Source organism: Bacillus sp. MC1252, assembly GCF_056838025.1.
Genome location: NZ_CM166369.1, coordinates 3,383,313 through 3,402,625 on the forward strand (window position 1 = coordinate 3,383,313; position 19,313 = coordinate 3,402,625).

Genomic DNA, 19,313 nt, shown 5'->3' on the forward strand with positions numbered 1-19,313 from the left:
TCTTCTTATCTCTTAAAATCCACACCTGTTTTTGTTTTGAGCAGAGCAAGCAGAACATCGGTCGATCGCGCATGTGGGTAATTTTCTTTGACAAAAAGGGCACCTTGCTGTTTCGCCAGCTTCATCTCTCGTTCGTCCGACAAAGTAAGAACCGCTTTCTCAGCAAGTTTAATAGGGTTTTCCATATGATAGCTGCCAAGCGACTCGTAATAAGGATATCTTCTGCCTTGTGACATCTTCCCAATTAGCACACTTTTTTCAAAAAGCATCGCTTCAAGACCGACTGTTGATGTGAGCGTAATGACCATATCCATATATGGCAGCAGATCATACAAGTCGATTTCCTTTTTAATCAATCTCACATGGCTCATTGCTCGTTCAATCGCCTCATAATCATGCACGAGATTTTTGATAATTTCCAAAGGATGCGGCTTGATGATCAGCTGAATATCTTTCCGTTTCGAAAGCGTTTTAAGGATATCACCATAAAAAGCTTCTGAAAACGGCTGCGTCGCCACAAGTACTGTCTTTTTGGCTGGGCTGAAATTCAATTTACGAAACAGCAAATCCTGTTGAAGCGGCTTTCGTTCATGCACCAAATCAAACCTTGGATGACCTGTCATCTCCACCTGTTCAGGCTGACAGCCTTTGGCTTCATACCAATCCTTTTCATACTTCCCAAACACCCCATGAAGTGTTGTGAAAATCGGTAAAAAGGCTTCATCACCCATAAGTGCACCATGCTGAAGACAAATACTAGTGATTTGACGCTTCACTGTTTGCAGAGCCAGCACGCGGCTGTAAACATCCTCCGTCGTACCGACAATGACGGCTGCAATTGGATGCTTGTGAAATAATGCCTCTGTCTGGTCAATCACATCAATAAATTGCACAATGTCCTTCTGAAGTTTTTCTTTAAAAAAAGCATTGCCAAAGACAGGATGCTGTGCGTAAGGTTTCAGTAGAGCGTTTGCTTTTTTAATATATTTAGCATGGGCTTTTTTATTAACCTCTCCTACTAAATCCGGCTTGCTGATCACCGGTAATCCAAAATAATCAGCCTTTTTCCAGCGGGCCAACACCACCGTTTTGTTCGGATGAAATCGTTTATAATTGTTTTCAGTAAAGCGTAGGTGGTCAATGTGTAGCAATACCTTTCCCTTTTCTGAACGATAAGAGGTACGCTTCATTTTTTGTTTGTGCTGATCAAAAAATGGCTGAATCTCTTGCGGCAACGGGCAAGTTGTGGCCAGTTTGTGGCCAAACGCTTTATCTTCCATACTTTCTCTAACCTCTGGGCTAATGTATTGATAAAAATTGCTGATTAACCCAAGAGGAATTTGACGGTAAGACAAGTCTTTCATTAAATTCACATACTCAAAGTATACCTGCCAATAATGATGAATATAATGCGACATTCAGGTTACCTCCCATATCTCTTTTTTAATACACGACGGAGCTCCCAGCAGCTAGACTGCGGGGGAAGTGCTTTAATAAAGTCGCTTTTTGCTTTATCTGCTAATTGATAATGAATTGACTGTTCTGTGATGTAATTCGTATCCAGTACTTCGTTATAGGGGTAGAACGGATAGAAATGATTTAATCTAAAAAAGAACCTCGCATCTCCTATACAATAGTACCGTGGATTCTCATCCCAGTAAGATCCATATTCAGTATGAATTCTTTTTAAAATGGATGCACGATGAACAATTGAGCAATGATCAATGGCACACGGTGCATTCCATTGCACAATTTGCGCAGGCCGTATGATTTCCTTCACAGTCTCTTTTTTGCTATTTAAATAGATCACTTTAGAACCAGAATAGACAATATTTGCTCTCGGACTGGCATCCAAATAACCCGTGAGCTTTTCCAAGCGATCTGGCGCATACACATTGTCATCTGTCGCATAAGAAATATATTCACCCTTCGCCTGTTCTAGCGCTTGATTAATGAGTACGGCATAGCGGGTTTTCGCTGTTCGCTCTTTCAGCGTTTTGACACCGCTTTGGATATAATGGACGCGCGGATCTTTGCGAAAAGGCTCAATAGCAGCCAGGGTTTTTCCGTTTGATCCATCATCCATGATAAAAAGTTCAAGGTCTGACAAAGTCTGGTTTAATATCGCTTCAATCGATCTGCCAACGTAATCCGCCTTGTTGTAGCTCGTCATAATGACAGTTACTTTCGTCAAAATTTTTTCACCTCGGTCTCTTTTAAAATATGGTTTATCATATGTGTCTCCATCTCAAAAGACTGTAGAATGACCTATTTTTTATAAAATTGTACTTTTTTATTGATCTATCTTTGAAAAACGTGAAATTTTTGGTAATATAAGTAATCATTTGTGTGTATTAAAGGAGTAAAAAACATTGAAAGCTATGAAGAGTGATCTCTCCCAAGAAGAGGAAGCAAAAGGATTTTTTCGATTTTTTAAAATTTTCGTCGCGACAAAAACGATTATTCGCTCATACCAACACTCCTCTATTCCAATCTGGCTGATGATACTCCTTGCAAGTATCGCTGGGACGAGCTGGATCTACGAAGGGTATTTTAGCGAGTATATGGGCAATCATATTCCATTCCCTTTTATTCTGTTACATGGGGCGGGTTTTGGTATTTTAGCAGGCAATCTCATTCTATTTTTCGGTGCACTCATTTTACAGTGGTTAGGACGGCTCTTTTTTGGCAATAAAACGCCTTATCGAGATGTGCTCAAGGCCTGCACGCTGACGGTCTTTTTTCCTTCTGCTTTATTTGCCCTTACTTGGGTTTTCACTGTGGGGATGCTTGGTCCGTATACATTTGTTAAGATCTCTCCCTATTTAGATCAGCATTATGAAGTATGGTATTATCTCGATCTTTGGACACTTACTGAAGCATATGCCAAGACATGGATATTGGGGATGGCTGTGTTAGGCATTGTCGCTGTGATGAAGCTAAGAGTATGGCAAGCCTTCATTGTCGTCATCACACCGCTGGCCGCATTTTTTCTCATTATGACACTTGTATTTGATGTCCAGCGGGCTGTCAACTGGATGATGTAAAAGGAACTGCTCCAAGCAGTTCCTCAGATTGTTGACAAAGGGCTAAAATGATCTTTATTTTAGCCCTTTGTCTTCTTTTCAGCGTGATTGAAAACCTTTGAAGTCTAGGAAGGACGAGCACCGGAGCGCAGCGAATTTGACATTCGTGAGCACCGGCGCACAGGACTGACACCGAATGCGAGGGTTTGTCTACACGCTGGGGAACTGCGCCAAGCTGTTCCTTTTTTTCGTTCAATGTACATATTCTCCCCTCCTGTCTCATAGTGTGAAAGAGAGAAAGAATGCTATGGAAACAACAGGCTTAAACGCCTTCTGTTTAGAACACCATGAGGAAAGAGGAGGAACGTTATGAAATTGAAAAATCAATTTGGGCAAGGTTCGGGTTTCGAAGGTCAAGATTTTCGCCAGCAACAATATGGAGCAAATCCGTATCCTGCGCAGCAGATGGGTTATTCAGTCCCTCCCCAAACGCAGGGTCAAATGCAGGGTCAAATGCAGCAAGGTTATTCGCCAATTCCATCTACTGGTACTTCACAAGGAGGCCAAGGCGCGCAGAGCGGCGGACAGCCATATCAAATTCCTTCTGGGCCAATATATCAGCAGAATGTCACAGGTCAGCTGCCAATTGAGCAGTCCTATATTGAAAATATTTTACGATTGAACCGCGGCAAGGTCGCCACGATTTATATGACGTTTGAAGCGAGTAAGGAATGGAATTCGAAGATTTTTAGAGGGGTCATTGAAGCTGCAGGACGTGACCACATTATCATTAGTGATAACAAGACAGGGACACGATACTTACTGTTAACGATCTACCTTGATTACATTACGTTTGATGGGGAAATTCAATATGACTATCCATACTCTATGTCAACGTATTCTCCAAGATAACTTCAAGCAAAAAGCAAGGTGCAGACGCCCTTGCTTTTTTTCTTTTGACTAGGTTTTTGACACACTTTTTGGGCGCCGCTCATAAGATGCCTAGTAGTTTTTATCAAAAGCCTAGAGGTGACATCAATGACTGTTGAGCTGGATTATACTTCACCAAATGTCAAATATTCATACGATCTGAATCAAAGCCCCCTCGTCAAATATGATCAACATAACCTGATAAATGTTTTAGGAAAAAAACAATTAAACTCGTTGGATCAAGTATCCCTGCTTGATATATATTTGAGTAAAAGTAAAGTAGTAGAGCCTCATTATCACCAAAATGCCGCAGAGCTTGTTTACTGTATAACCGGTTCTGCTGCTGTATCCATGCTGAATCCATTTACAAAAAAGCTGCACACCTATACCATCACCCCTGGGCAGGTGGCAAACGTGCCTCAAGGCTGGTGGCACTATGAGATCGCCCTCCAGGACAGAACTCATTTGTTAGCCATTTTTAATGCATCTACGCCAGAAGTGATCCTAGGCTCAGACCTTCTCACCCTTACCCCATCTCACATCATGGCACATACGTATTGCATGAACGAAACGCAGTGGAAGAAGGCGACACAGCCTGTGAAACCAAGTGTGTTTATCGGACCGTTCTGTCACCAAGAGGAAGAGGCCCAAACGCACCCTGTCCCTCCTTCTCACTACGTCCCTTATTATCAAGCACCGCCCAACTACACCCCTTACTGGAGTTAAGAAAAAACCGATGCCCCCCATCAGAGCATCGGTTTTTTGACTTATAAATTTTTTGCTGCTGCAATGACAAGCATGATCCAAGAAGCGATAAACGCCACTCCGCCAATTGGGGTAATGGCACCAAGAATCTTCACCTGAGTCAATGCCAGCACATAAAGGCTTCCTGAGAAGAAAAGGATACCTGCAAGCATTACCCAGCCAGCGGCCGGTACTAAAGAGACACCTGACAGCTTATCTGCAAGAAAGGCCACTATAAATAGTCCAATCGCATGGAACATCTGATATTGAACACCTTTATTCCATATCTCAATATACTTTTCAGGGATTTTCCCTTCCAGTCCATGTGCACCGAAGGCTCCAAGCCCAACGGCAAGCATGGCGTTAATGGCACCTAATATGAAAAATAGTTTCATTCATCATTCTCCTTATCTCGTTCATTATGTTTATCATAGCGCGGGTTACATCCGACATTCAACTTTCCTTTTACGCTGACACGAGATTGTCGGATTTCTTCTTCTTTCTTAACAAGACTTGGTCAACAACGATCGCAATGAGTGTGCCGAGAACAAGACCATTGCTTAATAATGAAATGAGCACAGGGTGCATGCCTTTCAAGGCTCCCTGCGGCACAAACATTGCCCCCACGCCTGCTAAAACGGCAATCCCAAGAACAAAGCGAATCCGTGGAACCTCTTCCTTTTCATATTGATCAAATTCAGACATGGCGATCCCAATCATAGAGGAGAACACCACAAAGTTCACAGCAAGCCCCACAGGTGACGGCAATGCGGAGAAAAAGCTCATCAATAATGGAAATAAACTAATGAGGACAATGAGCAGACTTCCTATGAAAAATGGCTTTCTCGATGGAATTTTCGTTGTCTGGATAAATCCTGCTGCTCCGGAAATAGGTACAGGCGCAATGGCACCGATCAATCCGCTCAGTAAGTGACCAAATGCTGCGACAAAACCAGCAGGCCGAGCTCTCTTCCGCTCACGCAGTTCACCAAATGCCTTCACTGAACTTTCCACAATTCGAATACTTGCCAGCATGTTCACAATGAGTAAGATCGTAATGAAAAAGGACGTGACAAGTAGTCCACTGTCAAAGACCGGCATGCCGAATGGGAACAGCTTCGGAAACTCGATGATATGCTCAGGAATACGAACTGGCTTCGCCAATCCGAGTAAAGCGAATAACAGCCACCCGCCTGCAAGTGCGAATAACACAGAAAACTGTCTTAAGTAATGCCATTTTGAGCGGCTGATCATGAAGGTGAGGACAATAATCAAGATCGATAAACAAAAGACAAGCCCGTCCACCTGATTTCCCCGATAGCCGATGCCCATTAGCCCTTTCATGATTGGCTGACTTAACTGCACAACAAGTAAAAGCAGGTAAATGCCAGTGACGACTGGCGTAAATAAAGATGCGAGCCAATTAATGATTTTAAATAAACTAAAAATAAAAAAGAAAGCAGCACTAAAAATTAAAGCCCCTTGTAATGCTTGCAGAGTTTCAGGATACGTCGCAAAGATCGTCCCTGTCATACCTGCATAAAGGGTATACACACCCCACCACAGCCCTGCTGGACTTTCATTGATCGGCAGCATATGACCGCATAAACACTGCACCATCGCCACAAGTCCAAGTGAAAAGAATGTACTCTGAATCAGCTCTGCCGATTGCACTTGATTCAATTCAAACGCTTGTGCAATTGCAATCGGTACTGCAATAGAAGCTGCGATAAAAAATGCCATCCACTGAATGGCGCCCAAAAATAATTTCAACCCAATCACCTTCCCTTTGTCGTGACAAGACCACTAAAAATCAAAAATAGAGTCGCCGTTCCCGTCCTTCTCTTTTTGCTCCTCTTCTTTATGCTGCAACTTTTTTGCACCACTCGTGCCCATCAGCTTCTCAAGCATGGCTTGATCCGGAGACCCAGATGGTGTAGATATGGATGGAGGTGGTGAAATGACCGAAGACTGTGGCATTTGCACCTGTGACGGCGCGTCAAGAATGACATCACATAGTGAAGAAATCGCCGCCACTTGACGTTTCACCTCTTCATCATTTCCACTTTGTTTCGCTTTTTGAATCGCTTCCTCCATTTTTTGAAGCAGGCTTGATATATGGATATTCAAGGGTTGACCCTCCAATCATAAAAATTCGTTTTCAACTTTATTTTACCAAATGAACAAACCAAATGGGTTCATTTTTTCAAAGCAGTGCGCTTATGTACCTCTTATTTGACCAGTACCGGTGATTCACACATAATAAAAGGAACAAAATCGTCTATGAAAGGATTGAATAATGGACAAGCTCACTGCTCTTTTTAACAAACAAAAAGTCTTTCACAAGCCGGCGGTCCAAGAACGTATCCGCATCCTTAAAGACTTGAAAGCAGAAATCAAACAGTTTGAAAAGGATATTTTACAAGCCTTAGCACATGATTTACATAAATCGGAACAGGAAGCTTATACAACAGAGATTGGGATGGTGTATGAAGAAATCAATCATACCATCAAGCACCTTCATAAATGGGCGAAGCCATCCCGCGCGAAAACACCACTGACTCATATTGGATCGAAAAGCATGATCATCAAGGAACCGTACGGAAGTGTTCTCATTATTGCCCCTTGGAACTATCCTTTCCAACTGGCTCTTTCTCCATTAATCGGAGCCATTTCAGCTGGAAATGCCGTCATCTTAAAGCCGTCAGAACTGACGCCGCAAGTCTCACAAGTGATCGGCTCAATTGTGGAACGTGTGTTTCAAGAAGATCATGCGGCAGTCGTAGAAGGCGGTGTAGATGTCAGTACAGAGCTGCTGAAGCTGCCCTTTGATTATATCTTCTTTACTGGAAGTGTGGCTGTCGGCAAAGTCGTCATGGAAGCGGCCGCAAAGCATCTGACACCTGTCACACTTGAGCTTGGCGGAAAAAGCCCTTGCATTGTCATGCCTGATGCCGACATCAAGCTTGCTGCGAAGCGAATCACTTTTGGAAAATTCACCAATGCTGGTCAAACATGCATTGCACCAGACTATTTGCTTGTTCATGAATCCATCAAAGAGGACCTTTTGCGGGAAATGACGGCTTGTATCCGTGACTTTTATGGCGAACAACCCGAAACGCATCCGCACTTTGGGAAAAATGTCAGCCAGCGTCATTTTGACAGACTCTCACAATTTCTTTTAAATGGTACGATCGTGACGGGCGGACAGTGCAATGAACAGGAGCTCAAAATCGCACCGACCCTTTTAGATCACATCTCATGGGAAGATCCCGTGATGCAGGAGGAAATTTTCGGACCGATTCTGCCTGTCATGACCTTTCATTCTCTGCATGAAGCAGCGGACATGATCAAAGCAAGGCCGAAGCCGCTCGCCCTTTACTTATTTACAACCAGTAAAGAAACAGAAGCATATGTCCTAGACAACCTCTCATTTGGCGGAGGCTGTATCAACGACACACTGATGCATGTGGCCACTCCTTACTTGCCATTTGGAGGCGTCGGAGAAAGCGGCATAGGACGATATCATGGGAAGGAAAGCTTTTTCACCTTTACGCATGAAAAAAGCGTCCTGCGTCAGACCAATCGCTTCGATTTTTCCTTCCGTTATCCAAATGCGAAAAATGGACTCGACATTGTCCGTAAATTTTTAAAATAAACAGGACGAAGGGGGTTTCCCCCTCGTCCTATTTTGATTCAATATCCTTGATACACCAGTTGATTTCTTCAAGCCCCATTTGCTTTAAATATGCGTTTGCCTGAGAAAACGGACGGCTGCCAAAAAAGCCGTTTCTTGCAGAAAAAGGACTTGGGTGAGGTGATTCAATGATGTAATGCTTGTTTTGATCAATGCGTTCTTTCTTATTTTGGGCATGTCTTCCCCATAACACAAAGACGACGGGCTGATCCCGTTCATTCAGCACATCAATCACCCGGTCTGTCACGCGTTCCCAGCCCTTGCCTTTATGCGAATTCGCCTCACCCTTTCTCACAGTTAGCACGGTGTTTAAGAGCAGCACACCCTGTTCTGCCCAGCTGACCAGAGAGCCATGGTTTGGGACAGGACAACCAAGATCATCCTTTAGCTCCTGAAAAATATTTCTCAAAGACGGCGGCTGTCTGACACCAGGCTGAACAGAAAAGCTTAATCCGTGTGCCTGTCCTGGGCCATGATAAGGGTCTTGTCCCAAAATCACCACTTTGACCTCTTCATACGACGTCAAATGAAGGGCACGATAAACGTCATCGGGTTTCGGAAAAACGGTCTGCATGCGATATTCTTCCTTCATCCACTCACGTAATTCCTGATAATACGGCTGTTCAAATTCACTCTTCATGACAGCCCACCAGCTATCATTTAAAAATGGCTTCATTGCGGTTCTCCTCCTTCTGCCTGCTGTGCCAATCTTGAGATCATCGGTTTTCCATCCCACACAATCTCACTCTCTGATTCTCGTTTTTTCATCGCTGGTTCTTCTAGTAGGACAGCAAAGTTAGCTGTCGGCAGATCGCCAAGTTCATGCTTTTCACTTAGATCATTTAAGTAGTTCTTCCTTGTTTCACCAAGATCACTAGACTGATTTCCACCGCCATCAAAAAACGCATAGATCACGCTGGCAGCTGGTACCCGTTTTACTCGCGCATGCTGTGATACACGCAAGAAAAAGTCCCAATCCCAGTAATGATGCATAGCTGGGTCAAAGTAGCCAACCTCTTCGTGTATGTGGCGTTTGTACATACTGCCGGAAGGAACATATGTAGAAAAAACACGCATATCCTCAATGTCCGCTGTATAAGCAAACAAACGTCTCGATAATGGAAAACGGATAGCGCCTTTTTCTTCAAATGAAACAATTTCTGCGTCAGAAAAGACAAAGTCGGCGTCGTCCAGCGCCTTGCTCATACGTTCGATATGACAAGGTGTGAAGTAATCATCGTCGTCACTTAGCATGATGACATCGCCTGTCAGCTCCCGCACCCCCACATTTCTTGCATTGACATGCTGGACATTCTCATCTAAATGAATCAAGCGGATCGGAAGTTCAGGATAGAGTTCCTGAATGATGTCCACTCGCTCCCCTGCATCATTCACTACTACAATTTCAAAAGGCTGTACGGTTTGTCTCGAAATGGATTCAAGCAGCTCACACAGCGCGCTTAGTCTGTTATGCGTCACAATTAATAAGGATATCTTCATATTCAACTTACTCCTTTAATAGATTCGTCTTTTTCCATTAAAACATAAATTGGCTTTCTTCTCATGATATAAAAGGCGGTTTGATTTTGCGGGAAAATGGGAATTTTTGATGGAAAGGAGTGATCACTATGGAATATATCACGGTAGAGAATAGCAAAGAAGCGAAACAGACCATTGAAAACTTACATTCATCAAAGGATGCCGTCTTCGTTTTTGCGTACGATCCAGAACGCTCTGATAACGTAACTGAGTATACAGATGCCAAAAGCATGACAGCAGTCGATCAAGGAATTTTAGATCAAGTTGCCAATGTCATTCGCACCCGGGATGATGAGCTCATGGCCAAAATGATGTCGGTCGGTGCTGATCAGGAGTTAGCCTTAACGCTTTTAGAGGAGCTGAAAAAAGGAAAATTGGTGATTTGTAAAAGATAAGATTTGAAGCGTTTCTCTCGTTGAGGAACGCTTTTTTATGCCGTTTCATTGTGATAAATGGAAAAGCTGATTATAATAAGGGATAGAACAATAACTGTTACACATCACATTGGAGGTTCAGCAACTATGTCTATGAATAAAGCACTCACCATCGCAGGTTCGGATTCAAGCGGCGGTGCAGGTATCCAAGCAGATTTAAAAACGTTTCAAGAGAAAAACGTCTACGGGATGACAGCTTTAACAGTTGTCGTTGCAATGGACCCTCATAACTCATGGGATCATCAGGTTTTTCCAATCGATACGGCGACCATTCGTGCGCAGCTCTCTACAATTGTGGAAGGCATTGGAATAGATGCTCTAAAAACAGGCATGCTCCCAACGGTCGACGTGATTGAACTCGCGGCTGAAACCATCAAAACATATGATTTGAAAAATGTCGTCATTGATCCTGTCATGGTTTGTAAGGGTGCAAACGAAGTCCTTTATCCAGAGCATGCTGAAGCTTTACGTGAAAAGCTCGCGCCACTGGCAACCGTTATCACACCTAACCTTTTCGAAGCAGGTCAATTAAGCGGCATCGGTGAGATCAAAACGATCGAACAAATGGAAGAAGCAGCAAAACGCATCCACAAACTTGGTGCAAAGTATGTCGTCATCACTGGAGGCGGTAAGCTAAGCCAAGATAAAGCGATTGATTTGCTTTATGATGGACAAACCTTTGAACGCCTTGAATCTGATAAGATCGACACACAATACACACACGGCGCAGGCTGCACATTCTCTGCGGCAGTCACAGCTGAACTAGCGAATGGATCAGACGTGAAGGAAGCCATTTATGCAGCAAAAGAATTCATCACAGCTGCCATTAAAGGCTCTTTCCAACTAAACGAATACATCGGACCAACCAAGCATTCCGCTCATCGTTTTGACAAATAAAACAGTAAAAACCGATTCACCTTTTTAATGGGTGAATCGGTTTTTTGTTTATCGATATTTAAAAACAGACCTTTATCTTCAATTGTCAGCACCTTCCATTTTCGTTCCGTAAAAAAAGCGCACTCGCTCCTGAGTACACTCTTTTGCCCCTACATGAATGCCTACTTTTGCTGATCCGATTCTTTCGCGATTTTTCGAATAAAGGCTTCAATGGATTCTACAAATAAGGCATATTCTTTCATTTGTTTATACGTATCTGACAGCTTCTCTTTTAACTCTTCCTGCTCTAGAGAAGGTTCACCGAGAATAGATTGGACTTGAATGAGCAATTCTTTATATTCTTCACGTTTATCTTCAACATGATCTGCCATTGTCTCCAAGCGCTTTCTAGTCGTCGGCTGCTGTTTTGAATTCAAGTAAACAACCCCTTTTTGTCCTACCGCATTTGGATAAACGTCAGCCTCAGCTGTATATATTTTAAAATGATACCATAATTCAACCTGTTATCATATATGTAAAACGTCATCAAACCGCTCACCACCGCCTGAGGCAACTCTTGTTTCTATGCGATATAGGCTTTAAGATACAGGCTGATCTCACTAGAAAAAAGCAGATCAATGACCTGCTTCTTTTTGTAAATGCCATGTCTTCAATTTCAGCTTCGTTTCATTTCTGCCACTCATCGAGATTGATTTATTTCCCGGGGAAGGAAAGTAACGTGAGGTAAATACTTCCCTGCCTCCGTTTACAAAAATCTCAATCGACGATGCATCGATAAAGATATGCAGGTCCTGTAATTCCTCTATTTCTACTTCACGAATTTCCTTTGCTCGATCTTCAAATCGATCTCGTTCTAATGTCAGTTTCCCCTCATCTTTATCATAAAAGATACGGGCAGCCGCACGAATACAGCATTCAAACCCTTTTTGTGTTTCAATTTGATCAATAAATACCTCTGCGCTCGTAATATCATCTACAGGAATAGAATGAACAGAGCGCTTAATATGAAATACATGCTCTTGCTCATTTGTCCGCATGGTCTGAAGCTCAGTTACTGGCTTTTGAATAAGATGTCCCTCATCATCTAAACGGAGCTCTCTCGGAATCGTTAAGCAGTGTATCCATTGATAGGAAATCGTCGGGTGATGCTCTTCTCCTTGATCAGGAACACCCATCCATCCAATTAAAAGACGCCTGCCTGATTCGTCTTGAAAGGTCTGCTGCGCATAGAAGTCAAAGCCTCGATCCAGCTCCTCAAATTCTCCGTGTGTATATTGGTAAGAGCTATCATCTAATGTACCAACAAAATAGCCTGATTGATGTGTATTGTGATATTTTAAGCCATTAGGCTTGAGCCCTTGCGGTGACACAATCAATACATCACGGCCGTCTAATTCGAACAGATCTGGACATTCCCACATATATCCGAAATCTTCTAATCCATTCTTTCCACTGCCTGCAATAATGCCCTGAAACGTCCAATTGTCTAATGTATCAGATGTGAACAAGACAAGATGTCCTTTGAGATCTTGGCTTTGTGCACCTAGAACCATGTACCACTGACCATTTCGCTTCCATACCTTCGGATCACGAAAATGTGCGGTGAATCCTTCTGGCAATGTCGCCACGACACCCTTTTTCTGAAAATGAATGCCATCGTCTGAAACAGCTAAACATTGATATGTCTCACGGTTACCTTGTTCATCACGAACATTTCCGGTATACATCACATACATGTTTCCATCGTCAATGACGGCACTGCCAGAATAACAGCCATTTTGATCAAACCAATCACTTGGGGCAAGAGCGGCTTCTTCATGCTGCCAATTCACTAGATCTGTAGATGTGTAGTGACCCCAGAATTTTGCACCATGTCCCGTTTTGAATGGCTGCCATTGATAAAAGACATGGTAAATCCCCTTCCACTGAATCAATCCATTTGGGTCATTTAAAAGACCAACTGGCGGCATCAAATGAAAATGCTGGCGGTACACATCTTTTTTCACCAAATGCTCATAGTTTCGAATACGGTCTGCTACCTTTTGACGAAGTGCTGCGTCAATTGTTGTCATGACTGTGACCACTCCTTGATTATTTTTCGACTTCTTTTACTTTAAAGATGATGGTGAGAATAAATGAAACAGCAACAGCGATTAACATACCAATAACATAATTTACCACATTTTGTAAACCAAATGGTGCTGCAATGGCAATCATCGGAATACCTGTTAAACCATAAGCGTTAGCTGCTACCTTCGTGAAGACAACGAATGCTCCGCCTAATGCGCCTCCGATCATTGCGGCAATAAACGGCTTACGATAGCGCAGGTTCACACCGAATATCACAGGCTCTGTAATGCCTAAGAAAGCAGAAAATGCGGCTGGAAGTGCGATTTCTTTTGTTTTCGCACGCTTCGCTATGAAAAAGACAGCCAATCCCGCCCCGCCTTGCGCTACGTTGGACATCGCCCAGATCGGCAGCAAATAGTTCCGTCCAATGTCATTCAGCAGTCCTGCCTCAATCGCATGAAAGCTATGATGAACCCCTGTGAGCACAATTAAAGAGTAAGCACCTCCGAAAATGAGTCCTGCTAAGAATCCTGCATGGTCATAAACAAATGTCAGTGCATTTGAAATTCCTGTACCGAGCATTCTTCCGAGCGGCCCAACCGCTATAAACGTCACAAATCCAGTCACAATCACCGTCACAAACGGGGTCACAAGTAAATCAATACTGTTCGGCACGACTTTTCTTAAATTCTTTTCAACAAGACACATGATATACACAGTCAATAAAACCGGGATGACTGTTCCTTGGTAACCAAGAAGAGCAATATCAAAATTGAATAAATGCATATACTCTGGTTTCGCTTCTGTCAGTCCCCATGGGTTGAGCAGGTTCGGGTGAATCATAATTCCCCCAATGACGGCACCTAAGTACGGATTTCCACCAAACTCTTTCGCTGCACTGACCCCAATTAAAATCGGTAAAATGATAAAGGCAGCACTCGAGAACATATCAAGCATTTGGAAGATCGCGGAGCTTGGATCAACCCATTTAAATGCTTTCATCATGCCTAGAAGACCCATTAATAAACCGCTCGCAACAATCGCCGGAATAATTGGTACAAAAATATTCGATAACGTCTTGGCAAAACGGGCAAGTGGATTCATTTTTTGTTTCACTGCTTCATCATGGCTGACAGGCTTTTGTTTCTCGTCGTCTGTCTCAAGACCGGTCTCACGAGCAAATGGCTCATATACCTTGTTGACAGACCCAGTCCCAAAAATGACCTGAAATTGTCCTGAGCTTGAGAAAGCCCCCTTCACACCATCAAGCTCTTCAATGGCCTCTTTGTCAATCAAACCCTCATCTTTCATCACCAACCTGAGCCGTGTGGCACAATGCGTTGCACTAATGACATTTTCTTTACCACCTAATAATTTTGTTAATTCTTTCGCTGTTTTTTGATAATCCATGTTGTCTCCTCCTTTTTTAAAGCAAAAAAGACCTAAAATTCACCAACGATCAAAGGACATACACGTCCCATCGTTACGCAAATTTTAGGTCTTGCCTGCCTGACAGTCACAATCCCACGATATCGAATTTTGATTACGCTTTCATCATAGTATAAGAGTGTGACCTGCGTCAATCTATTTTTTCGAATCAAATGACCCATATACACTAATAAGAGTAGTGTGCATAAAAAAAAGCCTGCATGCAGGCACAACCATTAAACCAATTCGGCATCTTGCAGACGCTGGACATGCAGCGTGATGTAGCCGATCTCCGATTTAGGGAGATGAAGTCCATATTCATTTTTCAACAAGTCAGCGAGTCCAAGTGCACACTGGTATGACGAATCATACTTTGTTTGGATAAAGAACAGCATCTCATCGTCCATAATTTGAAATGCCTCATTCGATTCCAACCTGCCTAATGCATACCTCAAATGTGTCACTAGCCGCTGATAGGAAATACTATCCTCATCAATCGAGTGATTAAAATAGCTTTCAATATGCTCGATCATTTCTTTGATCATCGTTGTGTATTTGACGGTCTTCTTCATGGACTCCGTATTCATTTTGGCCGTATGAATATGAAGCGCCACATATCCTGCCTCATCGTCCGGCAGTTCAACCCCAAGCCGCTCCTTTACATAACGAATGGCATACTTTCCAATGTCATATTCCTGCTTATATAAGACTTTGATCTCACCAAGCAATTTATTATATAGCACAATGCCTTTTTGAACGCGTTCAATGGCGAAGGATAAATGATCCGTCAGTGATATGTGGATATGATCACTGAGCGGCAACATGAGTTCACCCTCTGCATAACTGATAATATGCTCTGCCACCTCAATATGCGCTTCTGGCAATGTCGCAAGAATTTGTTTGAATTTCTCATTTTCTTCACGCACAACAAATATTTTCTCTATTTTTTGAACGGGAACGACGTCATTTTTCCCCTTCTGAAAAGCAATTCCGGGCCCCATCACAATTTTCTCCTGATCCCCCTCCTTTACAACCACTGCATTGTTATTCAATATTTTATATATCTTCAAGGGGTATCCTCTCCCACCAGATAACGTTTCTTATGTGGGATTTTACCCTGTTTCACCTCTTCTGTAAAGGGAAGAGCGGACCAGCACGCGCCTCTCTCGTCGTCTTCTCATCAAGCATCATCAGACTTTGCTGAAACAGTTTCTCTGCCCTGCGCTTCTTCTTATTTTTCTCTGCCAGCTTCTCTTGCTGTCTCTCTTTCTCTACTTGAAAGAACCCAGCATCCACTGCGGCCGCTTTAAACCGCTGCTGCTTCATCATCACACCAGGATTCACAAGCACATTCATCATGAAACCAAACCATACACTCAACCAGCTTTTCAATTTCTTCACTGAACATCCCTCCGCTTTTCTTAGAATCTAGCAGCTCTAGCAAAATAACTGCTCCTATCATATCCCGAGAAAAAAGAGAGGTTTGTCACAATATGGGTGAAAAAACAAACTAGTTTTCAGAAGTTTTGTTGAAAAGTGCAGAAGATCATCACGTTCCATGATCTTTTAAGAAAAATATTATACACACACTATCCAAAAGATAAGCACACCTTATCAACAGAGTTTATCCACATATCAACACCCTCTCACTAGATTTTGTGTATGGATTTTTTTTATTTTCCATATATGTATCCGAATATTTGAGTTATCAACAGACAATTGTGTATAAGTGCGACTTTATAAACAAAATAGTTCTTTATAACTATGTAAAATAAGACCATTTTAGTAAAGGAATTGTTTTCATCGTATTGAATACTTAATAACGGGCAGTGAATCTTTCCTATTTATCCACAAAAAGAAAGGCTATCTCCCTAAATACACAGCTAGAAAGGGGAAAATTAATTGAAAAAAGGAATCTCTCGTTCTTCTGTTCTATTGTTCTCCACTATTTTTATTTTATCCACATTCTTTTCAGGTCAACAGGCTGCTGCCGCCCCATCTAATAAACAGATGGAACTGGAAAAAGCAGAAATCTTCGGCGAAATCAATGTCAATTCAAGAAAACAAACCACTGTCATTGTTGAATTAAAGGAAAAATCCTTAGTTGAAGCCAAGCAAGAAGGCGAAGCACAAACGAAAGCCTCCCTCAAAAAATCTCGAACAAAAGTAAAGAAGGCAGCACTCAAAGAGGTAGATAAAGCGAGTGTTCGTCAAGAATATGAAAAAGTCTTTTCTGGTTTCTCTATGAAACTTCCTGCTAACGAAGTCCCGAAGCTGCTCGCAGTTGACGGAGTAAAAGCCGTTTATCCGGATGTTACATATAAAACAGATGAAGTGAAAAAGGAAAGCGTCCAGCTACCCAATGAGGATGTCTCCCCGCTTATGGATAAAAGCGCTCCATTTATCGGGGCACCAAAAGCATGGGATGCCGGCTATTCTGGAAAAGGGGTAAAAGTCGCTGTCATTGATACTGGCGTAGACTATACCCACCCTGATTTAAAAGGAAACTTCGGTTTATACAAAGGCTATGATTTTGTTGATCATGATTATTCTCCGCAAGAGACGCCTAAAGGAGACCCTAGAGGCGAATCCACAGATCACGGCACACACGTCGCAGGAACGATTGCGGCGAATGGACAAATCAAAGGTGTCGCAAAAGATGCCACGCTTCTTGCGTACCGTGTACTTGGACCAGGTGGATCCGGGACAACTGAGAACGTCCTTGCAGGCATTGACCGTGCTGTCACTGACGGAGCAGATGTCATGAACCTATCTCTTGGAAACAGTGTCAATAACCCTGATTACGCAACGAGCATCGCACTCGATTGGGCCATGTCTGAAGGCGTTGTCGCTGTCACATCAAATGGAAACAGCGGTCCGAATAGCTGGACAGTCGGTTCTCCTGGTACGTCAAGAGATGCCATTTCTGTCGGAGCAACTCAGCTTCCGTACAGCCTTTACAATGTGAAATTCCCGAACTATTCTACGGCAAAAATCATGGGCTATTATCAAGAAAGTGATTTAAAAGCACTTGACCAAAAACAAGTCACACTCGTCCCAGCAGGTATCGGTGACGAAAAAGCATTTGAAAACATCGATGTCAAAGGAAAGGTTGCGGTGATTGAACGCGGAGCCATTGCCTTTGTTGATAAAGTGGACAATGCAAAAGCCGCTGGTGCAATCGGCGTTGTGATGTATAACAATACCGATGGAGAAATTCCAGTAGATGTACCAGGTCTCGCTCTTCCTACGATTAAGCTTTCAAAAGCTGAAGGAACAGCGCTTGTCAAAGCCATTGAGGCTGGAAACCATACAACGACTTTCTCCATTCAATTTGTCAAAGAACTTAGTGAGCAAGTAGCTGATTTCTCATCTCGCGGACCTGTTGTGGATACGTGGATGATTAAGCCTGACCTATCAGCGCCTGGCGTCAGCATTGTGAGTACGATCCCAACACATGATCCTTCACAGCCTTACGGATATGGCTCTAAGCAAGGAACAAGCATGGCATCTCCACATGTGGCAGGGGTTGCAGCGATCATTAAGCAAGCGAAACCATCGTACTCTACTGAACAAATCAAAGCATTGCTCATGAATACAGCGGAAAAACTGTTTGACGCAAATGGCAGCCCATTCCCTCACAACACACAGGGAACAGGCAGCGTTCGAATCATCGAATCACTCCAAGCGTCTTCTATCGTTTCTGATGCCAGCTATTCTTACGGCACTTTCTTAAAAGAAAAGGGCGTTCAAATCAAAACGAAAAAATTCAAGGTAGAAAACCTTTCAAAAGCACCGAAAACCTATACCATTGATTACAAATTCGATGGTAGCGGCATTAGTACAAACGGAACGAAAAAAATCACTGTCAAAGGGAATTCCACTGGATCATTTACTTCTGCGGTACAAGTGAAGTATGCAAAAACCAAAAAAGGAACGTACCAAGGCAGTATCACAATCCGTGAAAATGGCAGAAAGGTCACTGAAATTCCTACTTTATTGATTGTGAAAGAACCTGATTACCCGCGCGTCACTTCGGTTTCAGTTGAGCCGGATAACCGTGCTGGAAGCTATGTCATTAGCAGCTATCTTCCTGGTGGTGCTGAAAACCTCGCATTCCTCGTCTACTCGACAGATGGAGAGTATTTAGGTGAAGCAGGTGTTTATCAACATGTTGATAAAGGGGAGCACCGCGTGAAGTGGAATGGCACGATCAATCAAGGCCAAAAGCTGGAAGCAGGTGAATATACAATGCTTGCGTATGCGAGTCTGAAAGGCAAATCAGATACCGTTCAAACGAAAGAACCTTTCGACATTTACCCCGAATAAATGTGAATCACAAGAAAAGCCTTGCATGAGCGGATCAGCTCATCAAGGCTTTTCGATCATATATGGAGGAAAAAGAGACTAATGTTGATATTGCTATGGATCGTTTCTTTTTTGACTGCTTTTTTTCTTACGATCATCTTGGTTTGTTTTTTGACCTTTTTACACGCGAAACAGCCTCGTCCTTTTCATCAAGCATGCGAGCTGACTGTCTATGTCTCC

Annotated in this window: 19 protein-coding genes; 7 read left to right on the forward strand and 12 right to left on the reverse strand. The window is 42.9% G+C overall.

Translation table 11 applies throughout. The annotated features are described in order from the left end of the window. Window positions 1–5: 5 nt before the first annotated feature. Entirely contained in the window at window positions 6–1,418 is a 1,413-nt protein-coding gene (locus ACYH0L_RS17475; RefSeq protein WP_099728002.1) for a capsular polysaccharide export protein, LipB/KpsS family, read from the reverse strand. A gap of 5 nt (window positions 1,419–1,423) precedes the next feature. Further along, window positions 1,424–2,194, reverse strand: coding sequence for a glycosyltransferase family 2 protein (locus ACYH0L_RS17480; protein ID WP_099728003.1), 771 nt, complete (start codon window positions 2,192–2,194; stop codon window positions 1,424–1,426). A gap of 178 nt (window positions 2,195–2,372) precedes the next feature. Between ACYH0L_RS17480 and ACYH0L_RS17485 the strand changes: the two genes are divergently transcribed. The 3 genes from ACYH0L_RS17485 to ACYH0L_RS17495 all read left to right on the forward strand — a co-directional run bounded on the left by ACYH0L_RS17485 (window position 2,373) and on the right by ACYH0L_RS17495 (window position 4,682). Further along, the gene (locus tag ACYH0L_RS17485) at window positions 2,373–3,047 is read left to right on the forward strand and encodes a YIP1 family protein (protein ID WP_099728004.1); all 675 of its coding nucleotides are present in this window, start codon (window positions 2,373–2,375) and stop codon (window positions 3,045–3,047) included. A gap of 348 nt (window positions 3,048–3,395) precedes the next feature. Further along, a complete protein-coding gene (gene gerQ / locus ACYH0L_RS17490) occupies window positions 3,396–3,938 on the forward strand; it encodes a spore coat protein GerQ (protein WP_482354183.1) in 543 nt (180 codons plus the stop codon). Between the two features lie 126 nt (window positions 3,939–4,064). Further along, complete coding sequence (locus ACYH0L_RS17495) at window positions 4,065–4,682, forward strand: cupin domain-containing protein (protein ID WP_099728006.1); 618 nt, start codon at window positions 4,065–4,067, stop codon at window positions 4,680–4,682. 41 nt (window positions 4,683–4,723) lie between these two features. Here ACYH0L_RS17495 and ACYH0L_RS17500 read toward each other — a convergent pair whose 3' ends face one another. The 3 genes from ACYH0L_RS17500 to ACYH0L_RS17510 form a co-directional block, all read right to left on the reverse strand. Next, window positions 4,724–5,095, reverse strand: coding sequence for a DUF423 domain-containing protein (locus tag ACYH0L_RS17500; RefSeq protein ID WP_034621882.1), 372 nt, complete (start codon window positions 5,093–5,095; stop codon window positions 4,724–4,726). 70 nt (window positions 5,096–5,165) lie between these two features. Next, on the reverse strand, window positions 5,166–6,473 hold the full coding sequence (locus ACYH0L_RS17505; protein ID WP_099728007.1) for a purine/pyrimidine permease: 1,308 nt from the start codon (window positions 6,471–6,473) through the stop codon (window positions 5,166–5,168). Window positions 6,474–6,506: 33 nt separating this feature from the next. Next, a complete protein-coding gene (locus tag ACYH0L_RS17510; RefSeq protein ID WP_230030573.1) occupies window positions 6,507–6,830 on the reverse strand; it encodes a YwdI family protein in 324 nt (107 codons plus the stop codon). Between the two features lie 169 nt (window positions 6,831–6,999). Here ACYH0L_RS17510 and ACYH0L_RS17515 point away from each other — a divergent pair, with 169 nt between their 5' ends. Next, window positions 7,000–8,358: an aldehyde dehydrogenase gene (locus tag ACYH0L_RS17515; protein ID WP_256499097.1), complete on the forward strand. Its 1,359-nt coding sequence runs from the start codon at window positions 7,000–7,002 to the stop codon at window positions 8,356–8,358. 28 nt (window positions 8,359–8,386) lie between these two features. On the opposite strand, the gene ACYH0L_RS17520 is transcribed toward ACYH0L_RS17515, so the two are convergent. Further along, entirely contained in the window at window positions 8,387–9,073 is a 687-nt protein-coding gene (locus tag ACYH0L_RS17520) for a uracil-DNA glycosylase (protein WP_099728010.1), read from the reverse strand. Further along, complete coding sequence (locus tag ACYH0L_RS17525; protein ID WP_256499098.1) at window positions 9,070–9,897, reverse strand: glycosyltransferase family 2 protein; 828 nt, start codon at window positions 9,895–9,897, stop codon at window positions 9,070–9,072. Before ACYH0L_RS17525 ends, ACYH0L_RS17520 begins: the two co-directional genes overlap by 4 nt. 128 nt (window positions 9,898–10,025) lie before the next feature. Here ACYH0L_RS17525 and ACYH0L_RS17530 point away from each other — a divergent pair, with 128 nt between their 5' ends. Further along, complete coding sequence (locus ACYH0L_RS17530; RefSeq protein ID WP_099728012.1) at window positions 10,026–10,331, forward strand: general stress protein; 306 nt, start codon at window positions 10,026–10,028, stop codon at window positions 10,329–10,331. Between the two features lie 126 nt (window positions 10,332–10,457). Beyond that, window positions 10,458–11,267, forward strand: a complete 810-nt coding sequence (locus tag ACYH0L_RS17535) for a bifunctional hydroxymethylpyrimidine kinase/phosphomethylpyrimidine kinase (protein ID WP_482354184.1) — start codon at window positions 10,458–10,460, stop codon at window positions 11,265–11,267. A gap of 161 nt (window positions 11,268–11,428) precedes the next feature. Here the strand turns inward: ACYH0L_RS17535 and ACYH0L_RS17540 are convergent, their stop codons facing one another. The 5 genes from ACYH0L_RS17540 to ACYH0L_RS17560 all read right to left on the reverse strand — a co-directional run bounded on the left by ACYH0L_RS17540 (window position 11,429) and on the right by ACYH0L_RS17560 (window position 16,166). Next, complete coding sequence (locus tag ACYH0L_RS17540) at window positions 11,429–11,683, reverse strand: hypothetical protein (protein WP_099728014.1); 255 nt, start codon at window positions 11,681–11,683, stop codon at window positions 11,429–11,431. Window positions 11,684–11,881: 198 nt separating this feature from the next. Continuing rightward, entirely contained in the window at window positions 11,882–13,339 is a 1,458-nt protein-coding gene (locus tag ACYH0L_RS17545; protein WP_230030569.1) for a sucrose-6-phosphate hydrolase, read from the reverse strand. Window positions 13,340–13,358: 19 nt separating this feature from the next. After that, window positions 13,359–14,747: a sucrose-specific PTS transporter subunit IIBC gene (locus tag ACYH0L_RS17550; RefSeq protein ID WP_249704840.1), complete on the reverse strand. Its 1,389-nt coding sequence runs from the start codon at window positions 14,745–14,747 to the stop codon at window positions 13,359–13,361. A gap of 254 nt (window positions 14,748–15,001) precedes the next feature. Further along, window positions 15,002–15,835 carry a PRD domain-containing protein gene (locus ACYH0L_RS17555; RefSeq protein ID WP_099728017.1) on the reverse strand — a complete coding sequence of 278 codons (834 nt, stop codon included), beginning with the start codon at window positions 15,833–15,835 and terminating at the stop codon, window positions 15,002–15,004. 52 nt (window positions 15,836–15,887) lie between these two features. Next, entirely contained in the window at window positions 15,888–16,166 is a 279-nt protein-coding gene (locus ACYH0L_RS17560) for a hypothetical protein (protein ID WP_230030567.1), read from the reverse strand. 501 nt (window positions 16,167–16,667) lie between these two features. On the opposite strand from ACYH0L_RS17560, the gene ACYH0L_RS17565 reads away from it, so the two are divergent. Next, window positions 16,668–19,094 (forward strand): S8 family peptidase, encoded by a 2,427-nt coding sequence (locus ACYH0L_RS17565; RefSeq protein WP_327925431.1) that lies wholly within the window; start codon window positions 16,668–16,670, stop codon window positions 19,092–19,094. The last annotated feature ends 219 nt before the right edge of the window (window positions 19,095–19,313 follow it).